The 20,954-nt window shown below is 64.5% G+C and carries 17 protein-coding genes; 8 read left to right on the top strand and 9 right to left on the bottom strand.

The features are described 5' to 3' along the window. Positions 1 to 5: 5 nt before the first annotated feature. Positions 6 to 140, bottom strand: coding sequence for a 50S ribosomal protein L34 (gene rpmH, locus GWK50_RS18875; RefSeq protein ID WP_005798102.1), 135 nt, complete (start codon positions 138 to 140; stop codon positions 6 to 8). A 305-nt stretch (positions 141 to 445) separates the two neighbouring features. Between rpmH and dnaA the strand changes: the two genes are divergently transcribed. From dnaA to gyrB, 3 genes are all read left to right on the top strand, one after another. Continuing rightward, positions 446 to 1,867: a chromosomal replication initiator protein DnaA gene (dnaA, locus tag GWK50_RS18870; protein WP_162017889.1), complete on the top strand. Its 1,422-nt coding sequence runs from the start codon at positions 446 to 448 to the stop codon at positions 1,865 to 1,867. Between the two features lie 127 nt (positions 1,868 to 1,994). Continuing rightward, the gene (gene dnaN, locus GWK50_RS18865) at positions 1,995 to 3,101 is read left to right on the top strand and encodes a DNA polymerase III subunit beta (protein ID WP_162017888.1); all 1,107 of its coding nucleotides are present in this window, start codon (positions 1,995 to 1,997) and stop codon (positions 3,099 to 3,101) included. Between the two features lie 123 nt (positions 3,102 to 3,224). Further along, complete coding sequence (gene gyrB, locus GWK50_RS18860; RefSeq protein WP_162017887.1) at positions 3,225 to 5,825, top strand: DNA topoisomerase (ATP-hydrolyzing) subunit B; 2,601 nt, start codon at positions 3,225 to 3,227, stop codon at positions 5,823 to 5,825. 60 nt (positions 5,826 to 5,885) lie between these two features. Here gyrB and GWK50_RS18855 read toward each other — a convergent pair whose 3' ends face one another. The 6 genes from GWK50_RS18855 to GWK50_RS18830 form a co-directional block, all read right to left on the bottom strand. Next, positions 5,886 to 7,400: an ATP-binding protein gene (locus GWK50_RS18855; protein WP_197905038.1), complete on the bottom strand. Its 1,515-nt coding sequence runs from the start codon at positions 7,398 to 7,400 to the stop codon at positions 5,886 to 5,888. A 13-nt stretch (positions 7,401 to 7,413) separates the two neighbouring features. Beyond that, positions 7,414 to 9,054 (bottom strand): restriction endonuclease subunit S, encoded by a 1,641-nt coding sequence (locus tag GWK50_RS18850; protein WP_162017886.1) that lies wholly within the window; start codon positions 9,052 to 9,054, stop codon positions 7,414 to 7,416. Positions 9,055 to 9,065: 11 nt separating this feature from the next. Further along, entirely contained in the window at positions 9,066 to 10,544 is a 1,479-nt protein-coding gene (locus GWK50_RS18845; RefSeq protein WP_162017885.1) for a class I SAM-dependent DNA methyltransferase, read from the bottom strand. Between the two features lie 99 nt (positions 10,545 to 10,643). Further along, positions 10,644 to 13,091 carry a DEAD/DEAH box helicase family protein gene (locus GWK50_RS18840; RefSeq protein WP_162017884.1) on the bottom strand — a complete coding sequence of 816 codons (2,448 nt, stop codon included), beginning with the start codon at positions 13,089 to 13,091 and terminating at the stop codon, positions 10,644 to 10,646. An 86-nt stretch (positions 13,092 to 13,177) separates the two neighbouring features. Continuing rightward, entirely contained in the window at positions 13,178 to 13,498 is a 321-nt protein-coding gene (locus GWK50_RS18835; protein WP_162017883.1) for an acylphosphatase, read from the bottom strand. Further along, complete coding sequence (locus GWK50_RS18830) at positions 13,495 to 14,760, bottom strand: M48 family metalloprotease (protein WP_242455495.1); 1,266 nt, start codon at positions 14,758 to 14,760, stop codon at positions 13,495 to 13,497. The genes GWK50_RS18835 and GWK50_RS18830 overlap by 4 nt, the downstream gene beginning before the upstream one ends. A gap of 322 nt (positions 14,761 to 15,082) precedes the next feature. Between GWK50_RS18830 and GWK50_RS18825 the strand changes: the two genes are divergently transcribed. Continuing rightward, entirely contained in the window at positions 15,083 to 15,835 is a 753-nt protein-coding gene (locus tag GWK50_RS18825; RefSeq protein ID WP_162017881.1) for a M48 family metallopeptidase, read from the top strand. 101 nt (positions 15,836 to 15,936) lie between these two features. Here GWK50_RS18825 and GWK50_RS18820 read toward each other — a convergent pair whose 3' ends face one another. Continuing rightward, complete coding sequence (locus GWK50_RS18820) at positions 15,937 to 16,953, bottom strand: sodium-dependent bicarbonate transport family permease (protein WP_162017880.1); 1,017 nt, start codon at positions 16,951 to 16,953, stop codon at positions 15,937 to 15,939. A gap of 91 nt (positions 16,954 to 17,044) precedes the next feature. Here GWK50_RS18820 and GWK50_RS18815 point away from each other — a divergent pair, with 91 nt between their 5' ends. The 4 genes from GWK50_RS18815 (at position 17,045) to GWK50_RS18800 (ending at position 19,980) form a co-directional block, all read left to right on the top strand. Next, positions 17,045 to 17,983, top strand: a complete 939-nt coding sequence (locus GWK50_RS18815; RefSeq protein WP_162017879.1) for a LysR family transcriptional regulator — start codon at positions 17,045 to 17,047, stop codon at positions 17,981 to 17,983. Then, on the top strand, positions 17,980 to 18,348 hold the full coding sequence (locus tag GWK50_RS18810; RefSeq protein WP_162017878.1) for a nucleotide pyrophosphohydrolase: 369 nt from the start codon (positions 17,980 to 17,982) through the stop codon (positions 18,346 to 18,348). The genes GWK50_RS18815 and GWK50_RS18810 overlap by 4 nt, the downstream gene beginning before the upstream one ends. 17 nt (positions 18,349 to 18,365) lie before the next feature. Further along, the gene (locus tag GWK50_RS18805) at positions 18,366 to 18,506 is read left to right on the top strand and encodes a hypothetical protein (RefSeq protein WP_162017877.1); all 141 of its coding nucleotides are present in this window, start codon (positions 18,366 to 18,368) and stop codon (positions 18,504 to 18,506) included. Between the two features lie 112 nt (positions 18,507 to 18,618). Then, positions 18,619 to 19,980, top strand: a complete 1,362-nt coding sequence (locus GWK50_RS18800; protein WP_162017876.1) for a homoserine dehydrogenase — start codon at positions 18,619 to 18,621, stop codon at positions 19,978 to 19,980. A 4-nt stretch (positions 19,981 to 19,984) separates the two neighbouring features. Here the strand turns inward: GWK50_RS18800 and GWK50_RS18795 are convergent, their stop codons facing one another. Beyond that, on the bottom strand, positions 19,985 to 20,881 hold the full coding sequence (locus tag GWK50_RS18795; RefSeq protein WP_162017875.1) for an AraC family transcriptional regulator: 897 nt from the start codon (positions 20,879 to 20,881) through the stop codon (positions 19,985 to 19,987). Positions 20,882 to 20,954: the final 73 nt, after the last annotated feature.

Raw genomic sequence — 20,954 nt, 5'->3', positions numbered from 1 at the left:
CGGCCTCAGACGGCCAGGCGCTTGCGGCCCTTGGCGCGGCGAGCGTTGATCACGGCGCGGCCGCCGCGGGTCTTCATGCGCACCAGAAAACCGTGGGTGCGGGCGCGGCGCGTCTTGGAGGGCTGGTAAGTGCGTTTCATGGGATTTCCTCTGGGGTTCGGGTCTGCGTGCTGGCCATGTGGCCTCTGCAATCCGTAGGCGCCGTTGGGGTGCCAGGGCTGCAAGACTGCCGCGCAGGAGTGCTTTGCCTGAAATTGGGTTCAGGAAAAACCCGCGATTATCGCAGGCTTGGGCTCGTGAAGCAATGGCCAACACCGAAAAACCCTTGGAAATCCTTGTGCCCGAACGGCGCCACAGGGTCGATACCGATTTGTGGATAACTTTTTGACAAGCTACAATCCGCAGCCTTCCAACGTTCCTCCTATCCACAACAAGAACTCCCGCAATGACCGAGGAACCCCCGCGTCCGACTTCCGAGCCCGCACCACACGAAGCCGGGCAGGCGCTGTGGCAGGCCTGCACCGAGCAGCTCTCCCAAGAACTCCCCACACAGCAGTTCAATACCTGGATCCGGCCGCTGTCCGCCCAGGTGGCCGAGGACTTCTCGCGCGTCACGCTGCTGGTGCCCAACCGCTTCACGCTGGACTGGATTCGTGCCCAGTACGCCGGGCGCATCGCTGCGGCGCTGGAAGCCATTTACGGCCAGCCCGTAACGTTGGAGTTAGCGCTCGCTCAGCGACAAACCATTGCCAGGACTCATGCGCCGCAGGCTGCGCAAGCAGCCTCTGCCACCACACCCCCCCTGGCCGATGCCCCGCCTGCCGAGGACAACGCCGCCGAGCCGCTGCGCAGTCGGCTCAATTCCGCGCTCACCTTCGACACCTTGGTGGAAGGCACGGCCAACCGCATGGCGCGCGCCGCCGCCATGCATGTGGCCAGCATGCCGGGGCATTTGTACAACCCGCTGTTCATCTACGGCGGCGTCGGCCTGGGCAAGACCCACCTGGTGCACGCCGTGGGCAACAAGCTGCTGCAGGATCGGCCCGACGCCAAAGTTCTCTACATCCACGCCGAACAATTTGTTTCGGATGTGGTTAAGGCCTACCAGCGCAAGACTTTTGACGAATTCAAGCACCGCTACCATTCGCTGGATCTGCTGCTGATCGACGATGTGCAGTTCTTTGCCAACAAGGACCGTACACAAGAGGAGTTCTTCAACGCCTTCGAAGCGCTGCTGGCCAAGAAGAGCCACATCGTGATGACCTCGGACACCTACCCCAAGGGACTGACGGCCATCCACGAGCGCCTGGTCTCGCGCTTCGATTCGGGCCTGACCGTGGCCATCGAGCCGCCCGAGCTGGAAATGCGCGTGGCGATCCTGATCAACAAGGCACGCGCGGAAGGCGCCGAAATGCCCGAGGAAGTCGCCTTCTTCGTGGCCAAGAACGTGCGCTCCAACGTGCGCGAACTGGAAGGCGCGCTGCGCAAGATCCTGGCCTACAGCCGCTTCAACCAGAAGGACATCTCCATCCAGCTCGCGCGCGAGGCGCTGCGCGACCTGCTGTCCATCCAGAACCGGCAGATCAGCGTGGAAAACATCCAGAAGACGGTGGCCGACTACTACAAGATCAAGGTCGCCGACATGTACAGCAAGAAGCGCCCGGCCAGCATTGCCCGGCCGCGCCAGATCGCCATGTACCTGGCCAAGGAGCTGACGCAAAAGAGCCTGCCCGAGATTGGCGAGCTGTTCGGCGGGCGCGACCACACCACCGTGCTGCACGCGGTGCGCAAGATTGCGGGCGAGCGCCAGCAACTCACCGAACTGAACCAGCAGCTGCACGTGCTGGAGCAGACCCTCAAGGGCTGAGCCATGTGGCGCAGCGCAGCAGCCAAACGCGGCCCGGCACAGGGCAAAATGGCAGATGGTGTTTCGGGCGGATGGCAAGACCCTGCCGCTGGCCCACACACCAAGCCCCTAACCACCAGAGGTTGACATGATCGTCCTGAAGGCAACACAAGACAAGGTTCTCGCGGTTCTGCAATCGGTTGCTGGCATCGTCGAGCGCCGCCACACGCTGCCCATCCTGGCCAACGTGCTGATCCGCAAGACCGGCAATGCGCTGCAGTTCACCACCAGCGACCTGGAAGTGCAGATCCGCACCACCGCCGAGCTGGGCGGCGACACGGGCGACTTCACCACCACGGTGAACGCACGCAAGGTCATCGAAGTGCTGCGCACCATGCCCGGCGACCAGACGGTGAGCCTGGAATCGAGCCAGGACAAGCTCCTCCTCAAGGGCGGCAAGAGCCGTTTCACGCTGCAGACCCTGCCCGCCGCCGACTTCCCGCTGGTGCAGGAGGCCGCCAACTTCGGCCCTGCCTTCAGCGTGCCGCAAAAGACGCTCAAGCACCTGCTGGGCCAGGTGGCGTTTGCCATGGCGGTGCAGGACATCCGCTACTACCTCAACGGCATCCTGTTCGTGGCCGAGGGCAAGACGCTCTCGCTCGTGGCCACCGACGGCCACCGCCTGGCCTTTGCCAGTGCCGAGTTGGACGTGGAAGTGCCCAAGCAGGAAGTCATCCTGCCGCGCAAGACCGTGCTGGAACTGCAGCGCCTGCTCAGCGACGCCGACGGTGCACTGGAAATGCGCTTTGCCAACAACCAGGCCAAGTTCTGCTTTGGCGCGCTGGAGTTCGTGACCAAGCTGGTCGAGGGCAAGTTCCCTGACTACAACCGCGTGATCCCACGCAACCACCACAACAGCGTGACCCTGGGCCGCACCGCGCTGCTGGCCAGCCTGCAGCGCACCGCCATCATGACCACCGACAAGTTCAAGGGCGTGCGCCTGAACCTGGAGCCCGGCCTGCTGCGCGTGGCCAGCAGCAACGCCGAACAGGAAGAGGCGGTGGACGAACTGGACATCGACTACGGGGGCGACGCGATCGAGATCGGCTTCAACGTGAGCTACCTCATCGACGCCCTGGCCAGCATGGAGCAGGACATGGTGCAGATCGCGCTGGCCGACGGCAACAGCTCGGCCCTCGTCACCCTGCCCGACAGCCAGAACTTCAAGTACGTGGTGATGCCCATGCGCATCTGATGCGCAGATACACTGTAGATTGCTATTAATTTTATAGCTACTGGCGCTTTATAGACGTGCGCTAGAACCATATTTTGCATATAAACCGCAGGCCCCTGTGGCCTGCCCAGACCCAAGCCGACCATGACCGCTGAGAACACACCGCCCACCCCTGAAGACCAGGGCGCCCCCCGCGCCGAGCAGCCTGCGGCCGGTGGCAGCGAGGGCTATGGCGAAGGCGCGATCCAGATCCTGGAAGGGCTGGAGGCCGTGCGCAAGCGCCCCGGCATGTACATCGGCGACACGTCGGACGGCACCGGCCTGCACCACCTCGTGTTTGAAGTGGTGGACAACTCCATCGACGAAGCGCTGGCCGGCCATTGCGACGACATCGTCGTCACCATCCACACCGACAACTCCATCAGCGTGACCGACAACGGCCGCGGCATCCCCACGGGCGTGAAGATGGACGACAAGCACGAGCCCAAGCGTTCGGCCGCCGAAATCGCCCTGACCGAACTGCACGCCGGCGGCAAGTTCAACCAGAACAGCTACAAGGTCTCGGGCGGCCTGCACGGCGTGGGCGTGAGCTGCGTGAACGCATTGAGCAAATGGCTGCGCCTGATCGTGCGCCGCGACGGCAAGGTGCACCAGATCGAATTTGCGCGCGGCTTTGTGCAAAACCGCGTGCTCGACACCGTGGACGGCTTCGAGGTTTCGCCCATGCGGGTGACCGGCGCCACCGAAAAGCGCGGCACCGAGGTGCACTTTCTGCCTGACACCGACATCTTCCAGCAGAACCACGAGTTCCACTACGAGATCCTGGCCAAGCGCCTGCGCGAGCTCTCTTTCCTGAACAACGGCGTGCGCATCCGCCTCAAGGACGAACGCGACGGCCGCGAAGACGACTTTGCCGGCAGCGGTGGCGTGATGGGCTTTGTGCAGTTCATCAACGCCAACAAGAAGGTGCTGCACCCCACGGCCTTCCACGCCACGGGCAGCCGCCCGGCCGACAGCTATGGCGGCATTCCCGGCACCGAAATCGGCGTGGAAGTGGCCATGCAGTGGAACGACGGCTACAGCGAACAGGTGCTGTGCTTCACCAACAACATCCCGCAGCGAGACGGCGGCACCCACCTCACAGGCCTGCGCGCCGCCATGACGCGCGTGATCGGCAAGTACATCGAAACCAACGAACTGGCCAAGAAGGCCAAGGTCGAGGTCAGCGGCGACGACATGCGTGAAGGCCTGTGCTGCGTGCTGAGCGTGAAGGTGCCCGAGCCCAAGTTCAGCAGCCAGACCAAGGACAAGCTCGTCTCCAGCGAAGTGCGCGCGCCGGTGGAAGACATCGTGGCCAAGTCCCTGGCCGAATACCTGGAAGAGCGCCCCAACGACGCGAAGATTCTGTGCGGCAAGATCATTGACGCCGCCCGCGCCCGCGAGGCGGCGCGAAAGGCCCGCGAAATGACGCGCCGCAAGGGCGTGCTCGACGGCTTCGGCCTGCCCGGCAAGCTGGCCGACTGCCAGGAAAAGAACCCTGAACTCTGCGAAATCTACATCGTCGAGGGCGACTCCGCAGGCGGCTCGGCCAAGCAGGGCCGCGACCGCAAGTTCCAGGCCATCCTGCCGCTGCGCGGCAAGATCCTGAACGTGGAAAAGGCGCGCTACGAAAAGCTGCTCACCAGCAACGAAATCGTCACCCTCATCACCGCGCTGGGCACCGGCATCGGCAAGGCCAGCGCGGAAAGCGGCAAGAGCGGCAGCGACGACTTCGACGTGGCCAAGCTGCGCTACCACCGCATCATCATCATGACCGACGCCGACGTGGACGGCGCGCACATCCGCACGCTGCTGCTGACCTTCTTCTACCGCCAGATGCCCGACCTGGTGGAGCGCGGCCACATCTACATCGCCCAGCCGCCGCTGTACAAGGTCAAGAGCGGCAAGGAAGAGCTGTACCTGAAAGACGGCCCAGCCCTGGACCAGTACCTGCTGCGCATCGCCCTGAAAGACGCCAGCGTGAACACCGGCGGCACCAACCCCCAGGTGCTGGCAGGCGACACCCTGGCCGAACTGGCACGCAAGCACCAGACCGCCGAAGCCGTGATTGCACGCCTGTCCGCCTTCATGGACCAGGAAGCCCTGCGCGCCATTGCCGACGGCGTGGCCGTCAAACTCGACACCCAGGAAGAAGCCCAGGCCAGCGCCGTGGCCATGCAGGCCAAGCTGGCGGAACTCTCCACCACCGGCGTGCCGCCCGAGGTGGCCGGCGAATTCGACGCACGCAGCGACAAACCCATCCTGCGCATCAGCCGCCGCCACCACGGCAACATCAAGAGCAGCATCCTCACGCAGGACTTCGTGCACGGCGCCGACTACGCCGCCCTGCAGGAAGCTGCCGACACCTTCCGCGGCCTGCTGGGCGAGGGCGCCAAGGTCATGCGTGGCGAAGGCGAAAAGGCCAAGGATGAAAAAGTCAGCGACTTCCGCCAGGCCATGCGCTGGCTCATCAGCGAAGCCGAACGCACCACCAGCCGCCAGCGCTACAAAGGCCTGGGCGAAATGAACCCCGAGCAGCTGTGGGAAACCACCATGGACCCCGCCGTGCGCCGCCTGCTGCGCGTGCAGATCGACGACGCCATCGAGGCCGATCGCGTGTTTACGATGCTGATGGGGGATGAGGTGGAGCCGCGCCGGGATTTCATTGAGACCAACGCTTTGCGTGCCGGGAACATCGACGTTTGAGGCGTTTATTCGCCCATAGGAAAACAACGACTTTGATAAGTCGTTGTTTTTATTGAATTTTTAATCTTCGCCATCGTTGTTATCTTCGAGTACAGATAACAACGACAACTCAACACCGGCCCCGTTCGGCTTGGTGTACGCCATGTTCCGCTTGGCACGGCCTGGTACGGGCATCAAAAGCCCTTGCTCACGCCAGGCTGCCAATAGCTTCGATGCTTTTAGCGTGTCCACCCCAGCAATTCGGACGACATCGGCGTTGGCAATCGATCCGTGGCGATCAATCCAGTCACTGACCTCATCCCAGGCGGTGGGCCTCTTTAAGTTAAAGAGGGTGACGGTCACACTCTCCACGGCTGTCTCGGTGTTCTGCTTGTACTGGGGCGGATACAACTCAGCCAATGCCATTTCAGAGAACATCATCCGGACGCCTTCCCCCGCATCGATGTTCGGTGCGACGGGAAATTCGCGCAAGTTGCTGGCTATCAACGGATTGCGCGCCCTCGACCCCGACCGGGCGATATTGGCCGGCGTGATGTTGCCGGGCAGCAAGCCGGGACTTTCCACTTCGACACGGTCGTCAAAGATGCGAACAAAGATATCGCGGTTCAGCCGATAGTCACGGTGAATGACGGCATTCACGATCGCCTCTTTCACAGCCCGCTCGGGATAGGCATGAAGCGTCTTGAACCCGCTGTTGCTCAGCGTTAGCCCTTGCGCAAGTTCATCCATCACCAGCCTGACCGCTGCATCGATCTGATCAATCAACGGGCCACGGATGGTCTTGGCCGCCTTGCGTAAGTTGGGGGTAGCTCCGCTCGAAACCTGTTTGCCGTCGTACACCATCACACGCACATCGGCACGGCTGTCAAAAGCCGCCAGCAGACTACCTGGCTCGTCCGCAAACAACAGCACGGCAGCTCGCCTCGGTTGAACCACGCCATCCACCTCTTCAGCAAGACCAATGCGCAAAAGCTGGTCTGCAAAGCTACCGGATAACGGGCCGCGCGCCTCGGCAAAACGCTTCCATGCCGTGGTTTGCAGCCGGTCAAGGGCTACCGCGACGGGCTCGCTGCTCGCGCTTCGCGCCCCGCGCCGGTACGACAGCTCAGTGCTTTCCGCCGCACTCATAGGCCGATTACCAGCTTCCATGCGCGTGAAGGTGCCACCGTTCAAGATGGAGTGCACATGGCTGCTGCGACCCACATGCACCAACAACAGATGGCCGTTCTGCCCTTTTGCCGGGCCATTGTGGAGACGACACGACACCGCAACCATACGCACCGTGCTGATGGCGGGCGAAAACTCCGTCAGCAGCTTGCGTCGCAACTCATCCACGGCCTCGGGGTTTTCTTCCACACCAAACAACCGTGCATCGCCTTTGAACTCCTTCAGGTCCGCCACGCCCAGCACCAGTGTGCCGCCGTCAGTGTTCGCCAAAGCGCAAACTGTTTCCAGCGCCTTGCCCACCATCTTGCCGCTGACGCGCTTGAACTCGAGATGGCGTGATTCACTCATCGTGATGAGCTGTTGCACGAGGGCGGCGTTATCGATGGCCGCAGCGGGCGTCAAATTCATGGCGTGTGTGTCCTCAAGCGGTTACGGAATCCACCAGCGCCTCGGCCAGACGGGCCTGCACGGACTGGCGTTCGGCCACACGCTGACGCAGGTCGGCGCACAGGCGGCGCAGGGCGGTGATGCGGGTGACGATGCGGGATTGCTCGGCCAATGGAGGCACGGGAAACGCGCAATCTTTCAGCTGCGTCATATTGATGGAAGCCAGATTTGTCGTTTGCTTCGCAGATGACGCGAAGTAGGCACGAGCGACCGCCGAATTCAAATACAACTCAGCCCACACTGGATTCCAGGCTGTAGAAATTCCTCGCGCCTTGAACACATGGTTTTGGTGCAAGCATGTTGGCAGCTCATCACGCCAGATGGCTGTGCGCCCGACTTTGTCCCAGTCCCCCCCCTCCGTTATCAGCAGATCGCCGTTGAGGAGCTGAAATCGAGATAACTCGCTTTGGTCGATGACCACCTCTTTCATCGACGAAAGATTGAGGTGCCAGCGCTGCACGTTCGCTACACGCAAATATGGCAATGAAACAGGCGTAGGTATTGCAGCCTTACGGCCCAATGTCACGCCACTGGATATCAGCACGATTTCACCTAGACGGGCCCACTCCCACACCACCGGCAACTCAAACGGCTTTTCCTCGTCGGTGATGGGCGGCAGGGGTTTGCCCTGTTTGATCTGGCCGGTGGCGATGAGTCGGTCTTTTTCGGCGCGGATTTTTTGCAGCAGGGCGCTGGCGGGTTCGTCGGTGGGGTCTTGGGGCACGAGCAGGCCGCGCACGGCCAGTTGCAGCAGGGTTTGCTCCAGGGCGTCGATGGCTTCGGGGCGGTCCAGCAGCAGGTCGAAGTGCTGGGCCACGCGCTGCCAGTTGGCGGCCAGTTCTTCGGGCGTGGTGCTGGCTGTGAGCGTGCCCAGCAGGGTGCTGACCAGTTGGGCGTGTTGCGCGGCCTCCAGCTGGCCCTTGGCCTCCAGCGCATCGCACAGGCGCATGAGGGCTTCGACGCGGGTGACGATGCGGGATTGTTCGGCGAGGGGTGGGAGCGCAAACAACTGCGCGTTCAGCACCTTGAAGTGACGCGCATATCCCCGATCCTCTAAATCGAAACCTCTGAGCTGGAAAGCAAAGAACTTTTCGTCTTGCAGAACTGGCCGCAATATCTTGGTCCCGTCCGCCCCTGCTACGAAGTCAAAGTCAATGTGCTTGATTGCCTTTGTGTGATCGCCGAAAACAATTACAGGTCCAGGAATCTCAATTAACAGGTCCTGATCATTGGTATATCCGGCAATCGGCCTCTGCCCCTGGTCAACAACGGGAAAACGCCCCTCAATCTCTACAGCTGAAGATAGCAATTTGTTGCTGCTTGGAGATATCGAGTAGTAAATCTCAGGCAGCCGCACCCACTCCCACCCCTGCGGCAACCCAAACGGCTTTTCTTCCTCCCCCATCTCCGCCAGCGGCTTGTCCCGTTTGATCTTGCCCTCGGCAATCAGCCGATCCTTCTCCGCCCGAATCTTCTGCAGCAGCACGCCCGCCGGTTCGTCAGCGGGGTCTTGCGGCACCAGCTTGCCTTGCACCGCCAGGGTGAGGATGAGTTCGCGCAACTTGGCGACGCCACCGGGGGCTGTGGCGAGTAGCTCCATATTTGATAGCAGCATGCGCTTATTCCTCAAGCGCTAGCGGCTGTTTTTGCCAATGACTCGGCGAGGATGCACTTGAGCTCATCGCGCAGGGCCTGGGCCTCGGCCTGCAGGCGGGCGTAGTAGGCCAGCAGCTCGTCGGGGTCGTGGCTTTGCTGTTCGCCAATGTGGGGGTTCTTTTGGTCCAGGTTGTAGCCAGCGGCCTTGATCTGGTCGATGCCGACCTTCCAGGCGCGTTCGTTTTCCACGCGGGCGGCAAAGCCGTCCTGCTCGGTGCCCCACCAGGCTTTTTCAGCATCGAACTCGTCGATGCGGATGGGCTTGGTTTTGTTGTAGGTTTTGACGCCCTGGGGGTAAGGGTGCTCGTAGTACCAGATGTGCTGGGTGGGCTGGCCTTTGGTGAAGAACAGCAGGTTGGTTTTGATGCCGGTGTAGGGCGCGAACACGCCATTGGGCAGGCGCACGATGGTGTGCAGGTTGCAGTGCTGCAGCAGTTGTTCTTTGATGCGGGCCTTGACGCCTTCGCCAAACAAAAAGCCGTCGGGCAGCACCACGGCGGCGCGGCCGCCGGGTTTGAGCAGGTGCTGGATGAGCACCAGGAACAGGTCGGCGGTTTCCTTGGTGCGCACGTCGGCCGGAAAGCCCGCCTCGATGCCCGGCTCTTCAATGCCGCCAAAGGGCGGGTTGGTGAGGATGACGTTGACGCGGTCTGTAGCGGTGTAGTCGCGCAGCGGGCGGGCCAGGGTGTTGTCGTGCACGATCTGGCTGGGCACTTCAATGCCGTGCAGCAGCAGGTTGGTGACGCACAGCATGTGCGGCAACTGCTTTTTCTCCACGCCGCGGATGCTGTTTTGCAGCACGGCCTCTTGCTCTGCGTTGTGCACCTGTTTGCGCAGGTGCTCGATGGCGCAGACGAGGAAGCCGCCGGTGCCGGTGGCCGGGTCCATGACGCTTTCGCCCAACTGGGGGTTGGTCATGTCCACCATGAATTGGGTGACGGCGCGGGGGGTGTAGAACTCGCCCGCGTTGCCTGCGCTTTGCAGGTCGCGCAGGATTTTTTCGTACAGGTCGTTGAACTGGTGGCGCTCGGCCTGGCGGTTGAAGTCGATGGCGTTGAGTTTGTTGACCACCTGGCGCAGCAGGTGGCCGCTTTTCATGTAGTTGTAGGCGTCTTCAAACACGCCGCGTACCACGTAGCCGCGCGGGTTGCGCTGGGGGTCGGCGCTCAGGCCCTTGAGGGCGGGGAAGAGCTGCTTGTCCACAAAGTCGAGCAGGGCGTCGCCGGTCATGCCCTCGGCATCGGCCGCCCAGTGGCGCCAGCGCAGGTGCTCGGCCATGGGGCTTTGGTAGTCGTCGCGGGTGAGTTCGAGTTCTTCTTCCAGCGCGTCAAACACCTTGAGGAACAGCAGCCAGGTGAGCTGGCTGATGCGCTGGGCGTCGCCATCGACGCCGCTGTCCTGGCGCATGATGTCTTGGATGGATTTGATGACGGGGGTGAGGTTGGACATGGAACGCGGGTTTTAAGCAAAAACGGCCTCTAGCGCTTATATAACAAGCGCTAGCAGCTATCAAAACAGGAGTATTTGGCAGTACACGGCGGCACACGGTTAGTGGGCCGGGTGCGTAGCGTACAGCGCTTGCTCCAGCGCCTGCAGCGCGCTGAGGTACTGCGGGCGGCCACCAAAGCTGCGCACCAGCTCTACGGGGCTGCCCAGGTCGGTGAAGGGCTGGAGTTTGAAGACTTCGTTGCTCTCGATGGTGGCGATGCCTTCGTCGGCGTATTTGTCGAGCAGGGCGTCAAGCACCTTGCGGGCCACGGGGCCGTATTGGGTGAAGACGCTGCGCTTTTTGACGCGCTGGGCGCGCTCGCGGCGGGTGAGCGGGGGCTGGTCGTAGGCGACGTGCAGCAGCAGGTCGAACGGGTCGAGGTCTTTGCCCACCTCAGCGGCCAGGGCATCGATGAGCACGCCTTCTGCCTCTAGCTCGGCCAGCAGGGCGGCTTTGCGATCGGCCTGCTGCCAGGTTTGCAGGAACTGGTCGAGCGAGTCGTATTTTTTGAGCAGATTGATGCGGGTGTAGTCGCGCAGACTTTCGGTGATGAGCTTGCCTTGGGCGTTGAGGTACTGCACGCGCTCGCGCGCCACGGCCACGGGAATGCCGTCCACGATGTATTTGCGCGGTGCGTCTTCCTCGGCGGTGATCAGGCCCACGGTGGCCGCAGGTTCGGTAGGCCATCCATCGGGCACCGAGGTAGTGCCGGGCAGCTCTGCGGGCGGCGGCGGGGCCACGGGTTCACCGGGCTGAGGGGCGTACACCTGCACGGGCTCACCGTCAAAGCTGGGGTCAGCAAAGAGCTCCGTGGCGCGCTTGAAGTCGAGGATGGTGAACCAGCTTTTTCCCAGGTCTTCGCGCAGGCGGGTGCCCCGGCCAATGATCTGCTTGAACAGCGTCATGGACTTGATGGTCTGGTCCAGCACGATGAGCTTGCAGGTTTGCGCGTCCACGCCGGTGCTCATGAGCTTGGAGGTGACGGCGATCACCGGGTAGGTTTTCTCAGGGTCGATGAAGTTGTCCAGCTCGCGCTTGCCTTCGGTGTTGTCGCCGGTGATCTGCACCACGTATTTGGGCTCTTTGGCGCACAGGTCGGCATTGGCGTTGCTGAGTGCCTTGCGCATACGCTCGGCGTGTTCGATGTCTTCGCAAAAAACGATGGTCTTGGCGTAGCGGTCAGCGGCCTGCAGGTATTCGGTGACCTTGGCGGCCACCACGGCGTCGCGCTGCTCCATGACGAGCTTGCGGTTCATGTCGGCACCGGTGTAGATGCGGTCTTCGATGAGGTGGCCGAACTTGTCGCGCTGGCCTTCGGTGGGGCGCCAGCCGAAGGTGTCTTTGTCCAGGTCCACCCGCACCACCTTGTAGGGCGCGAGGTAGCCGTCTTCAATGCCTTGCTTCAAGCTGTAGGTGTAGAGCGGCTCGCCAAAGTAGTCGATGTTGGAGACGTCTTCCGTCTCCTTGGGTGTGGCCGTGAGGCCGATCTGTGTGGCGCTGGCAAAGTAGGTGAGGATGTCGCGCCAGGCGGAGTCTTCAGCCGCGCTGCCCCGGTGGCATTCGTCCACCACGATCAGGTCGAAGAAGTCGGGGCTGAACTGCTTGTAGATGTTGCGCTCTTCTTGCGTGCCGGTGACGGCCTGGTAGAGCGAGAGGTAAATTTCGTAGCTTTTGTCCACCACCTTGGTGGTCTTGTTCACGGCCAGGTCGAGGTCTTCCACGGTGACCTGGCCTTGGGTGTCCACCCGCTCCACGCCCTTGGCGTGGGGGCTGAGCTTGGCCATCGCGCCCTTGAAGGGGCGGAAGTCATTGACCATCGTCTGGTCGATGAGGATGTTGCGGTCGGCCAAAAACAGGATGCGTTTTTTGGCGCCGCTTTTCCACAGGCGCCAGATGATCTGGAACGCGGTGTAGGTTTTGCCGGTGCCCGTGGCCATGACGAGCAGCACGCGGTTTTGGCCTGCGGCAATGGCCTCTACCGTGCGGTTGATGGCCCCCAACTGGTAGTAGCGCGGGGTTTTGCTGGGGGCGTAGTCGGTGGCGGCAATGTGCTCCACGGCGGGCGTCCAGCCCTTCCACGCGCAGTACTTGGCCCACAGCTCGGCGGGGGTGGGGAATTGGTCCAGCGTGAGGTCGCGCTCCAGCACGCCATCAGACAGGGTGGCATCGCGGAACACAAAGCCATCGCCATTGCTGGCAAAGCTGAAGGGTACGCCCAGCAGCTCGGCGTATTGAATGGCCTGGGGCATGCCCGCGCCGACGGAGTGCTTGGCGTCTTTGGCCTCGACCACGGCCAGCGGTACGTTGGGCTTGTGGAACAGCACGTAGTCGGCCCGCAGCATGGAGGCCTTGTCGCGGTGCGATGCCTGGCCGCGCACCACTACGCGACCAGGGCGCAGGGTGTATTCGCGCAGGATGTGCTGCTGCACGCTCCAGCCCGCACGCTGCAGAGCGGGGGTGATGCACTGGTCGCAAATGTCGGTCTCGCTCAGGCGGGTGGGGTGCATTCCGATCCTTGATGGCGCTGGGGCTCTCTACCGGCGGCGCGTGCGCTGGTTGTGCCCAGCGGACATTATCCCCACCGGGCGGGCCGCTACACCGTCGCCCATTGCTCAAATTCAGTGCCCGTGGCCAAGCCTGCTGACGGGTGAGTCACAGCAACCCCTTCGACCCGCGCCAAGGGCGGGCCGTGGTGCGCCCAGGTGATCAGCGTCTCCACGTCCACCTGGGGGCCATGCACCAGCGCTTCGACACTGCCATCACTGCGGTTGCGCACCCAGCCCACCACGCACAGGCGTCGGGCCTCCTGGGCCAGGTGGTAGCGGTAGCCCACGCCTTGCACGCGGCCGGTGATACGCAGGTGGCGGGTGACAGTGGGTGCCGCGCTGGGCTCGGCAGTGGAGGCGTCCGTCACTTGATGCCTGCCATTTCCAGCCGTGCATCCACGGTGACTGGCGCCTTGGTGCCGACCAGCGGGTCGAAGCGCCGGGCCATGGCCTGTTCCAGGTGATCCAGCCGCAGGCGGCTTTGGGGGTGTGCGTCGGCAAACTGCAGGTCGCTGTCCCCCAGCGCGTTGACCTGCACCAGCGCAGAGGCCAGGCCGTAGGGGTCGAGCCCAGCGCGCGCGGTCAGGGTGACGGCCTCGCGGTCGGCGGCGTGCTCGGCCTCGGCGCCGACCCCCTGGGTGTGCACCTGGCGCACCAGCGCCGGTAGGCCTGCGGGCGTGCCCACGCGCAGGGCCGTACGCATGGCGTGCAGGTGGTGCCTTTGGGTCACATGGGCGATTTCGTGCGCCAGGATGCCTGCGAGTTCGGCCTCGTCGGTGCAGCGGTCCACCAGGCCCCGGGTGACAAACACATGGCCGCCAGGGGCGCTGTAGGCGTTGAAGTCGGACTCGTCCACCACCACAAAGGCCCAAGGCAGATGGGGGCGGCTGGACTGCAGGCTGATCCAGCGACCCAGCAGGTTGATGTAGCGTTGCAGCTCCGCCGTGGGGTCCAGCGGCTTGCCCTGCAGCAGCAGTGCAGCCATCTGGCGGCCCAGGTCTGCCTCTTGCGCCTCGGTCATGCCCTCGACGGATTGCAACATGCGCCCCAGCGCAGGGTCACCTCCTGCGCCAGCCTGAGGAGGCTCGGCGGCTGAAGCCTCGGCGCTGCTGGCCGCAGCCGATGGCGTCAACGCGGGGACCGGAAGTGCATCGACGGTACGAGATTGAAGGCCTGCAGTGCTTGCAAAGGTACGCGCGCTGTCGGCGCTTGCACGCCAGCGGTCAAGCTGTTGGAGGGGTTGTGCACCGGAGGCTGTGCGTCCGCCCACCGGCGAGCGCGATACATCGCCTTCGCCCAGGCCACGGATGCCCACGGTAGCGGTGGCCACGCTGATGGAGGAGCCACCGCCCGCCTTGCTCCCCAGATCGCGCAAGGCTTGCGCTGCGGTGTTGTTGTCACGGGCCGGGGTTCCGATGTCGAACATGTGCACCCAACCCGTGGCCCCGGAGTCGGATCGCACCCGCACCCAGGCACCTTGCCGCAGGGCGGTACGCGTGACGGTTGCATGGGCGGCCAGTTCGGCCACGCTGGCCGCATTGTCGCCAGGGGCTGCCCGCAATTGCGTGGGACGCTTGATCGTGACGGCGTCCTGTGCGTACGCGGCGCCCATGCCTGCCAGCCAGAGCACCAAGGCAGCCCCCCATGCGCAGACGCACCGGCCGTTCCGTTTAATTCTGTTTTGATTGCGCTGTGATCGCAAAAGCATGAATCCCTCCATCGACGGCACATTAAATGCGTCTATTTGTAAATGTCTCGGTGAAATTGAATCAGGACGAAATTGTTATGGTTTTCATAAAAGCCTGCAATTCAATGGCATTCAAAGGGAAAGGATGCATGACATAGTTCACACATCGCACTCAAGGCGCATTCTGTGGCCGTGATGGTTGGTGTGTGATTGTGTACATTGCGCGCTCTTTGCATTTCTTTCAACCCAATCTGCTTTGAATCATATGAACCGTCGTGACCTGATTTCCCTCGCAGCGCTCGCCTCTGGCATCAGTTCTGTTTCCCCTGTATGGGCGCAATTCAACTTGGGCAAGGCCCTGGAAGCTGGCCAGGATCTGGCCAAGGCAGAATCCATTACCGACGAAGAGTTGAAAAAGTATTTTGACCAGGTGTCCACGCAAATGGACGGTCAAAGCTCTGTCGCTCCCGCCAGCAATGCCTATGCCAAACGCCTGACCAAAATGGTGACGGGCCTGCAGAATTACGACGGCCTGCGGTTGAATTTCAAGGTGTACCTCACCCCTCAAATCAACGCTTTTGCCATGGCCAACGGCACCATCCGTGTCTATTCAGGCCTGATGGACCAATTTACCGACGACGAAGTGCGCTATGTGATCGGCCACGAAATCGGCCACGTCAAAAGCGGCCACTCCAAATCACGCATGCAGGCGGCTCTGCGCACCAGCGCCTTGCGCAAGGGCGTGGAATCCAGCAATACCCGTGCAGGTGCGTTGGCCAGTACCGAGCTGGGCAACCTGTTTGAGAAGGTGGTGAACGCCCAGCACTCGCAGTCGAACGAACGCGAGGCGGACGACTACGCGCTGCAGTTCATGAAGGCCCGTAAATACAGCCCTCAGGCCTGCGTGAGCGCGCTGGAGAAGCTCGCGGCTCTGTCGGGGGACAACTCCAGCAGTTTCCTGTCCACCCACCCGGCGCCCAAAGACCGTGCCGAACGCATGCGCACCCAACTGGCCTGATCACCCCGCTGCATGGGCAGCGCAGCACCAACCCGCCCTGCCCACACAAGGCATGGCGGGTTTTTTTATCGGCAGTTTCCGTGGCTGCGCCGCGGGCCACTTCACCCCAGGGCCCAAGCAGCCACCTGGGTGTAGCACGTGATGCCCAGCAGGATGTTGAGCGGAAACGTCAGCCCGAGCGACAGGCCCACGTAGAGCGACGGATTGGCCTCTGGGATGGCATAGCGCACCACGGCGGGCACGGCAATGTAGGAGGCGCTGGCGGCCAGCACCATGAGCAGCACGGTGTCGCCCAGCGGCAGGCCAGCCGCCTGCGCCAGCAGCAGCGCCAGGCCGGCATGCACGGGCGGCGCCAGCAGGCCGTAGGCGATGAGCAGGGGCGGCTGGCTGCGCAGGCCGGGCAGGTTGCGCGCGGCGCTCAGGCCCATGTCGAGCAGGAAGAAGGCCAGCATGCCCTTGAACAGATCGCCGGCAAACGGCTTCATGGCCTGCTGGCCCGCCTCGCCCGTGAGCAGGCCCACGGCCATGGCGCCGAGCAGCAGCAACTGGGCGCCGTCGGTGAAGGATTCGTGCAGCACTTTGGAGAGAGAAAAGCCCGCCCCTCCCTGACCACCGCCCAGCGCCAGGGTGCCGCCACCACCGACCTGCACGGCAACGGGCGTGGCGGCCTGGCTGCGGCGCAGGGCATTGGCCATGAGCACGGCCAGGATGATGGCGGGCGACTCCATCAGGGCCATGGCGGCAGCCATGTGGCCGCCGTAGGCGATGCCCTGGGCGTCGAGGTGGGCCGTGGCCGTGATGAAGGTGACGGCGCTGACCGAGCCGTAGGTGGCGGCCACGGCCGCGGCATCAAAGCGCGGAATGAAACGGCTCAGCAGCAGGTAGCTGGCCACCGGCACCGCCACGGCCAGCGCCACTGCCAGCCCCAGGCCCGTGGCCACCTGCGCCGTGAGGCCCGACTGCGCCAGCGCGAAGCCGCCCTTGAGCCCCAGCGCCATCAGCAGGTACAGCGACAGGAAACGCGAGATGGGCGCGGGAATTTCGAGGTTGGATTTGATGAGTCCGGCAAAGACGCCGAAGACGAAGAACAGGATGGCAGGGTCGATCAGGGTGTGCATGGCGGGGCTTTCACAGGCTCGGCGTGACTGTAGGGGCCCCGATGGATAAAGTAAAATCGATATTTAAATAGATAACAATAGATTTTTATCTATGAATATCACCTTCCGCCAGATGCGCCTGTTCCTGGCGCTGGCCGATACGGGCAGCGTCAGCGGCGCGGCGCGGGCCCTGCATGTGACGCAGCCCACCGCGTCCATGCAGTTGCGCGAGGTGACCGAAGCCGTGGGTCTGCCGCTGTACGAGGTGATCGGGCGCCGCGTGCACCTCACCGATGCCGGCCGCGACCTGGCCGCCACGGCACGCGCCATCGTCGATGCATGGGAGAACTTCGGCCAGCGGGTCAACGCCATGCACGGCCTCACGCGCGGGCGCCTGCGCGTGGCCGTGGTCAGCACGGCCAAGTACTTCGTACCGCGCCTGCTGGGCGGCTTTTGCACGCAGTACCCGGACATCGAGATCGCGCTGGAGGTGCTCAACCGCGACGGCGTGGTGCAGCGCCTGCGCGAGAACCTGGACGATCTCTACGTCATGTCCATGCCCCCGGCGGATCTGGACCTGGAAGACCATGTCTTTCTCTCCAACCCGCTGGTGCTCGTGGCCTGGCAAGGCCATCGCCTGGCGAAGCGCCGCCGCATCGCCCTGGCGGACCTGGGTGACGAGCGCTTCGTGCTGCGCGAACGCGGCTCCGGTACCCGGCTGGCCACGGACCGTTTCTTCGCGGCCCAGGGCTTCGAGGCGCCCACGCGGCTGGAACTGGGCAGCAACGAGGCCATCAAGGAAGCCGTGGCGGGCCGCCTCGGGCTGGCCGTGCTGTCCAGGCATGCCCTGCGCGACAGCGAGCTGGAAACCGATCTGTGCGTGCTGCCGGTGCAGGGCATGCCCATTCCCTCGCAATGGCATGTGGTGCACCCGCGCGCCAAGCAGCTCTCGCCGATTGCGCAGGTCTTTCGCGCCCACCTGCTGGGCGCCGCAGGCCAGGCACCCGCCCAGACCGGGCGAGGCTCAGTGCCGCTACAGTCGCCGCCATGATCGACACCACGCCTCCCGAAGACCGCATGCAGGCCCTGGCCCGCGCACTGCAGCAGTTCGCCGACGCGCGCGACTGGGGCCCCTTCCATTCGCCCAAGAACCTGGCCTCGGCGCTGATCGTCGAGGCCGGCGAGCTGCTGGAGCATTTCCAGTGGCTCACCGAGGACCAGAGCCGCCAGCTCGCGCCCGGCCAGAAGCAGGCCGTGGCGCACGAGATGGCCGACGTGCTGCTCTACCTGGTGCAGCTCTCCACGGTGCTGGACATCGACCTGATGGACGCGGCGCGCGCCAAGATGGCCCTGAACGCGCAGAAGTACCCCGCAGAGCAGTCACGCGGCCACAGCCGCAAATACGACACGCTGTGAGGGCGGCGCAGCGCCTCATGTACACTGGCCGCTTCATGCCGTACCTCCCGTTCATCACCGCATCCGCTGTTGCCCCCATGGGCGGCATGATGCCGCGCGCCTGCGCGCGGGCGATGGGGGCACGAATGATTACCACCATTACCACCGCGGCCACCTGAGCACGCGCAGGTGGCCGTACCGGCGGCCACCTGGTGTCTTCTCTCTTCTTCCCCGAACGAACGAAACCCAGCCCTGGCGGCCGGGTTTGCTTTTGTTTGTTCGGAGAAGTCCATGTACCGCGATCCTGATCCCCGTTTCGAATCCCTTGGCGGCCACCCCGTGGCCCTGCGCCCGCTGCGCGTGGGCATGATCGGCATTGGCACCGTGGGCGCGGGCACCTTCCGCGTGCTGACGCGCAACCAGGCCGAAATCGCGGCGCGCGCCGGGCGCGGCATCGAGGTGGTGGCCGTGGCCGCGCGCAACCTGGCACGCGCCGCCGCCATCGTGGGCGAGGGCGTCGCGCTGACGGACGACCCGCTGCAGGTCGCCACGCGGCCCGATGTGGACGTGCTGGTCGAAGTGGCCGGCGGCACCGGCCCGGCGCGCGACTGGGTGCTGGCCGCCATCGCGCACGGCAAGCACGTGGTCACGGCCAACAAGGCGCTGCTGGCCGAGCACGGCGAGGCGATCTTCGGCGCCGCGCGCCAGCACGGCGTGGCCGTGGCCTACGAGGGCGCGGTGGCGGTGAGCATCCCCATCATCAAGGCGCTGCGAGAGGGGCTCACGGCCAACCGCATCGAGTGGGTGGCGGGTATCGTCAACGGCACCACCAACTTCATCCTGAGCAAGATGCGCGACGAGGGCATCAGCCTGGCCGAGGCCATGGCGCAGGCCGGCGCGCTGGGCTACCTGGAGGCCGACCCTTCGCTCGACATCGACGGTTGGGACGCAGCGCACAAGCTCGCGCTGCTGGCGGCCAGCGCCTTCGGCATGCGCGTGGACTTTGCCGACGTGCAGGTTGAGGGCATCACCGCGCTGCATCGCCTGGACGTGGCCTGCGCCGAGCAGCTGGGCTACCGCATCAAGCTGCTGGCCGTGGCGCGGCGGCGCGACGACGGCGTGGAGCTGCGCGTGCAGCCCGCGCTGCTGCCCGCCACACACCTGCTGGCCCACGTGAACGGTTCCATGAACGGCATCATGGTCAAGGGCGACGCCGCAGGCGTGACCTTGTACTACGGCGCGGGCGCGGGCTCGGAGCCAACGGCCTCGGCCGTGATCGCCGACCTCGTGGACGTGGCCCGGCTGGAGGGCACGCAGGCCGCGCAGCGCGTGCCGCACCTGGGTTTCCACGCCCATGCGCTGCAGGCCCTGCCGGTGCTGCCGCGCGCCGCCGTGCGCTCGCGGCACTACCTGCGCGTGCCGGTGCACGGCGCCTCTGGCATCGCGGCCGTGGGTGCGCTGCTGGCGCGCCAGGGCGTGCCGGTGGAACGCCTGGAGTGGATGGCTGACAGCACCGAGGACGCCCGCCAGGTGCTGGTGCTGACCGACGAGGCGCCCCAGGGCACCGTGGACCTGGCCGTGCACGCGCTGCAGGCCCTGCCGGAGGTGGCAGGCCCCTGCGTGCAGTGGCGCGTGGAGCTGCTGGCGGGGTAGGCGTTCAGCCTGGCGCAGGCCCCTCACTGGCCAGCCAATCGCGCACCGAGCAGCCCACGCGCTGGCGGAACAGGCGCGAGAGCGCCGACGGGTTGGCGTAGCCCAGCTCCGGCGCGAGCTGCTTGACCGGCCGGCCCGCGCGCAGGGCCGCCTGCGCGAGCGCCAGGCGCCAGTCGGCCAGGTAGTCGGCAGGCGTCTGGCCCACCGCCGTGCGGAAAGCCGCCGCGAAGGCGCTGCGCGACATGCCGGCCTGTGCCGCCATGCGTTCCAGGGTCCAGTCCTGGCCCGGCTGCTCATGCAGCGCCACGAGCGCGCGCGCCAGCCGCGGGTCGCCCAGCCCGGTGATCAGACCCGGTGGCAGACCGCATGCGGCGGCGTGGTCCAGCAGCCAGCGCAGCAGCTGGATCAGCAACACCTCGAACAGCCGGTCGGCCAACAGGCGGTGGCCGCAGCGCAGTTGCTCGGTCTCGGCGAACAGCAGCGCCAGCGTGTGCTCCAGCCCCGGTGCCTCACGCAGCGGCAGCGCCACCAGCGGGGGCAGGGCGCGGGCCAGCGGGTGGCTGGCGCCCCCCTCGAAGGCCAGCGTGGCGCAGACGAAATCCGAGCCCTCAGCCGGCGGGTTGTGGAAGGTGTGCGCCAGCGGGCGCGGGTAGAACAGCAGCGTGGGTTCGTCCACCTGCAAGCGGCGCGGCGCTCCGCTGCGCGCGGGGTGCTCCAACGTCATCGCGCCCCGGCGCAACACATGCACGAAGCCGCGCCCCTGCGCCGCATCGAAATGCGTCACACCGCACAGCGGCCCGGCGTGCAGCCAATGGGCGCGCACGCGGAATCGCTCCAGCAGGGCGGACAGCCGGTCCAGCGAGTGCTCGGGGGCCGATACGGAGGTGGCGTCAGTTTGCATCTGGACGAATGGGTACGAATGTTGGACAGAAAGAACCCCATGGTACCTCGCCACGTCGCACCATGGCGGTGTT

Source organism: Acidovorax sp. 210-6, assembly GCF_010020825.1.
GTDB lineage: Bacteria > Pseudomonadota > Gammaproteobacteria > Burkholderiales > Burkholderiaceae_C > Simplicispira > Simplicispira sedimenti.
The sequence above is the reverse complement of the archived record's forward strand: the minus strand, read 5'-3'. Positions and strand labels throughout refer to the sequence as shown.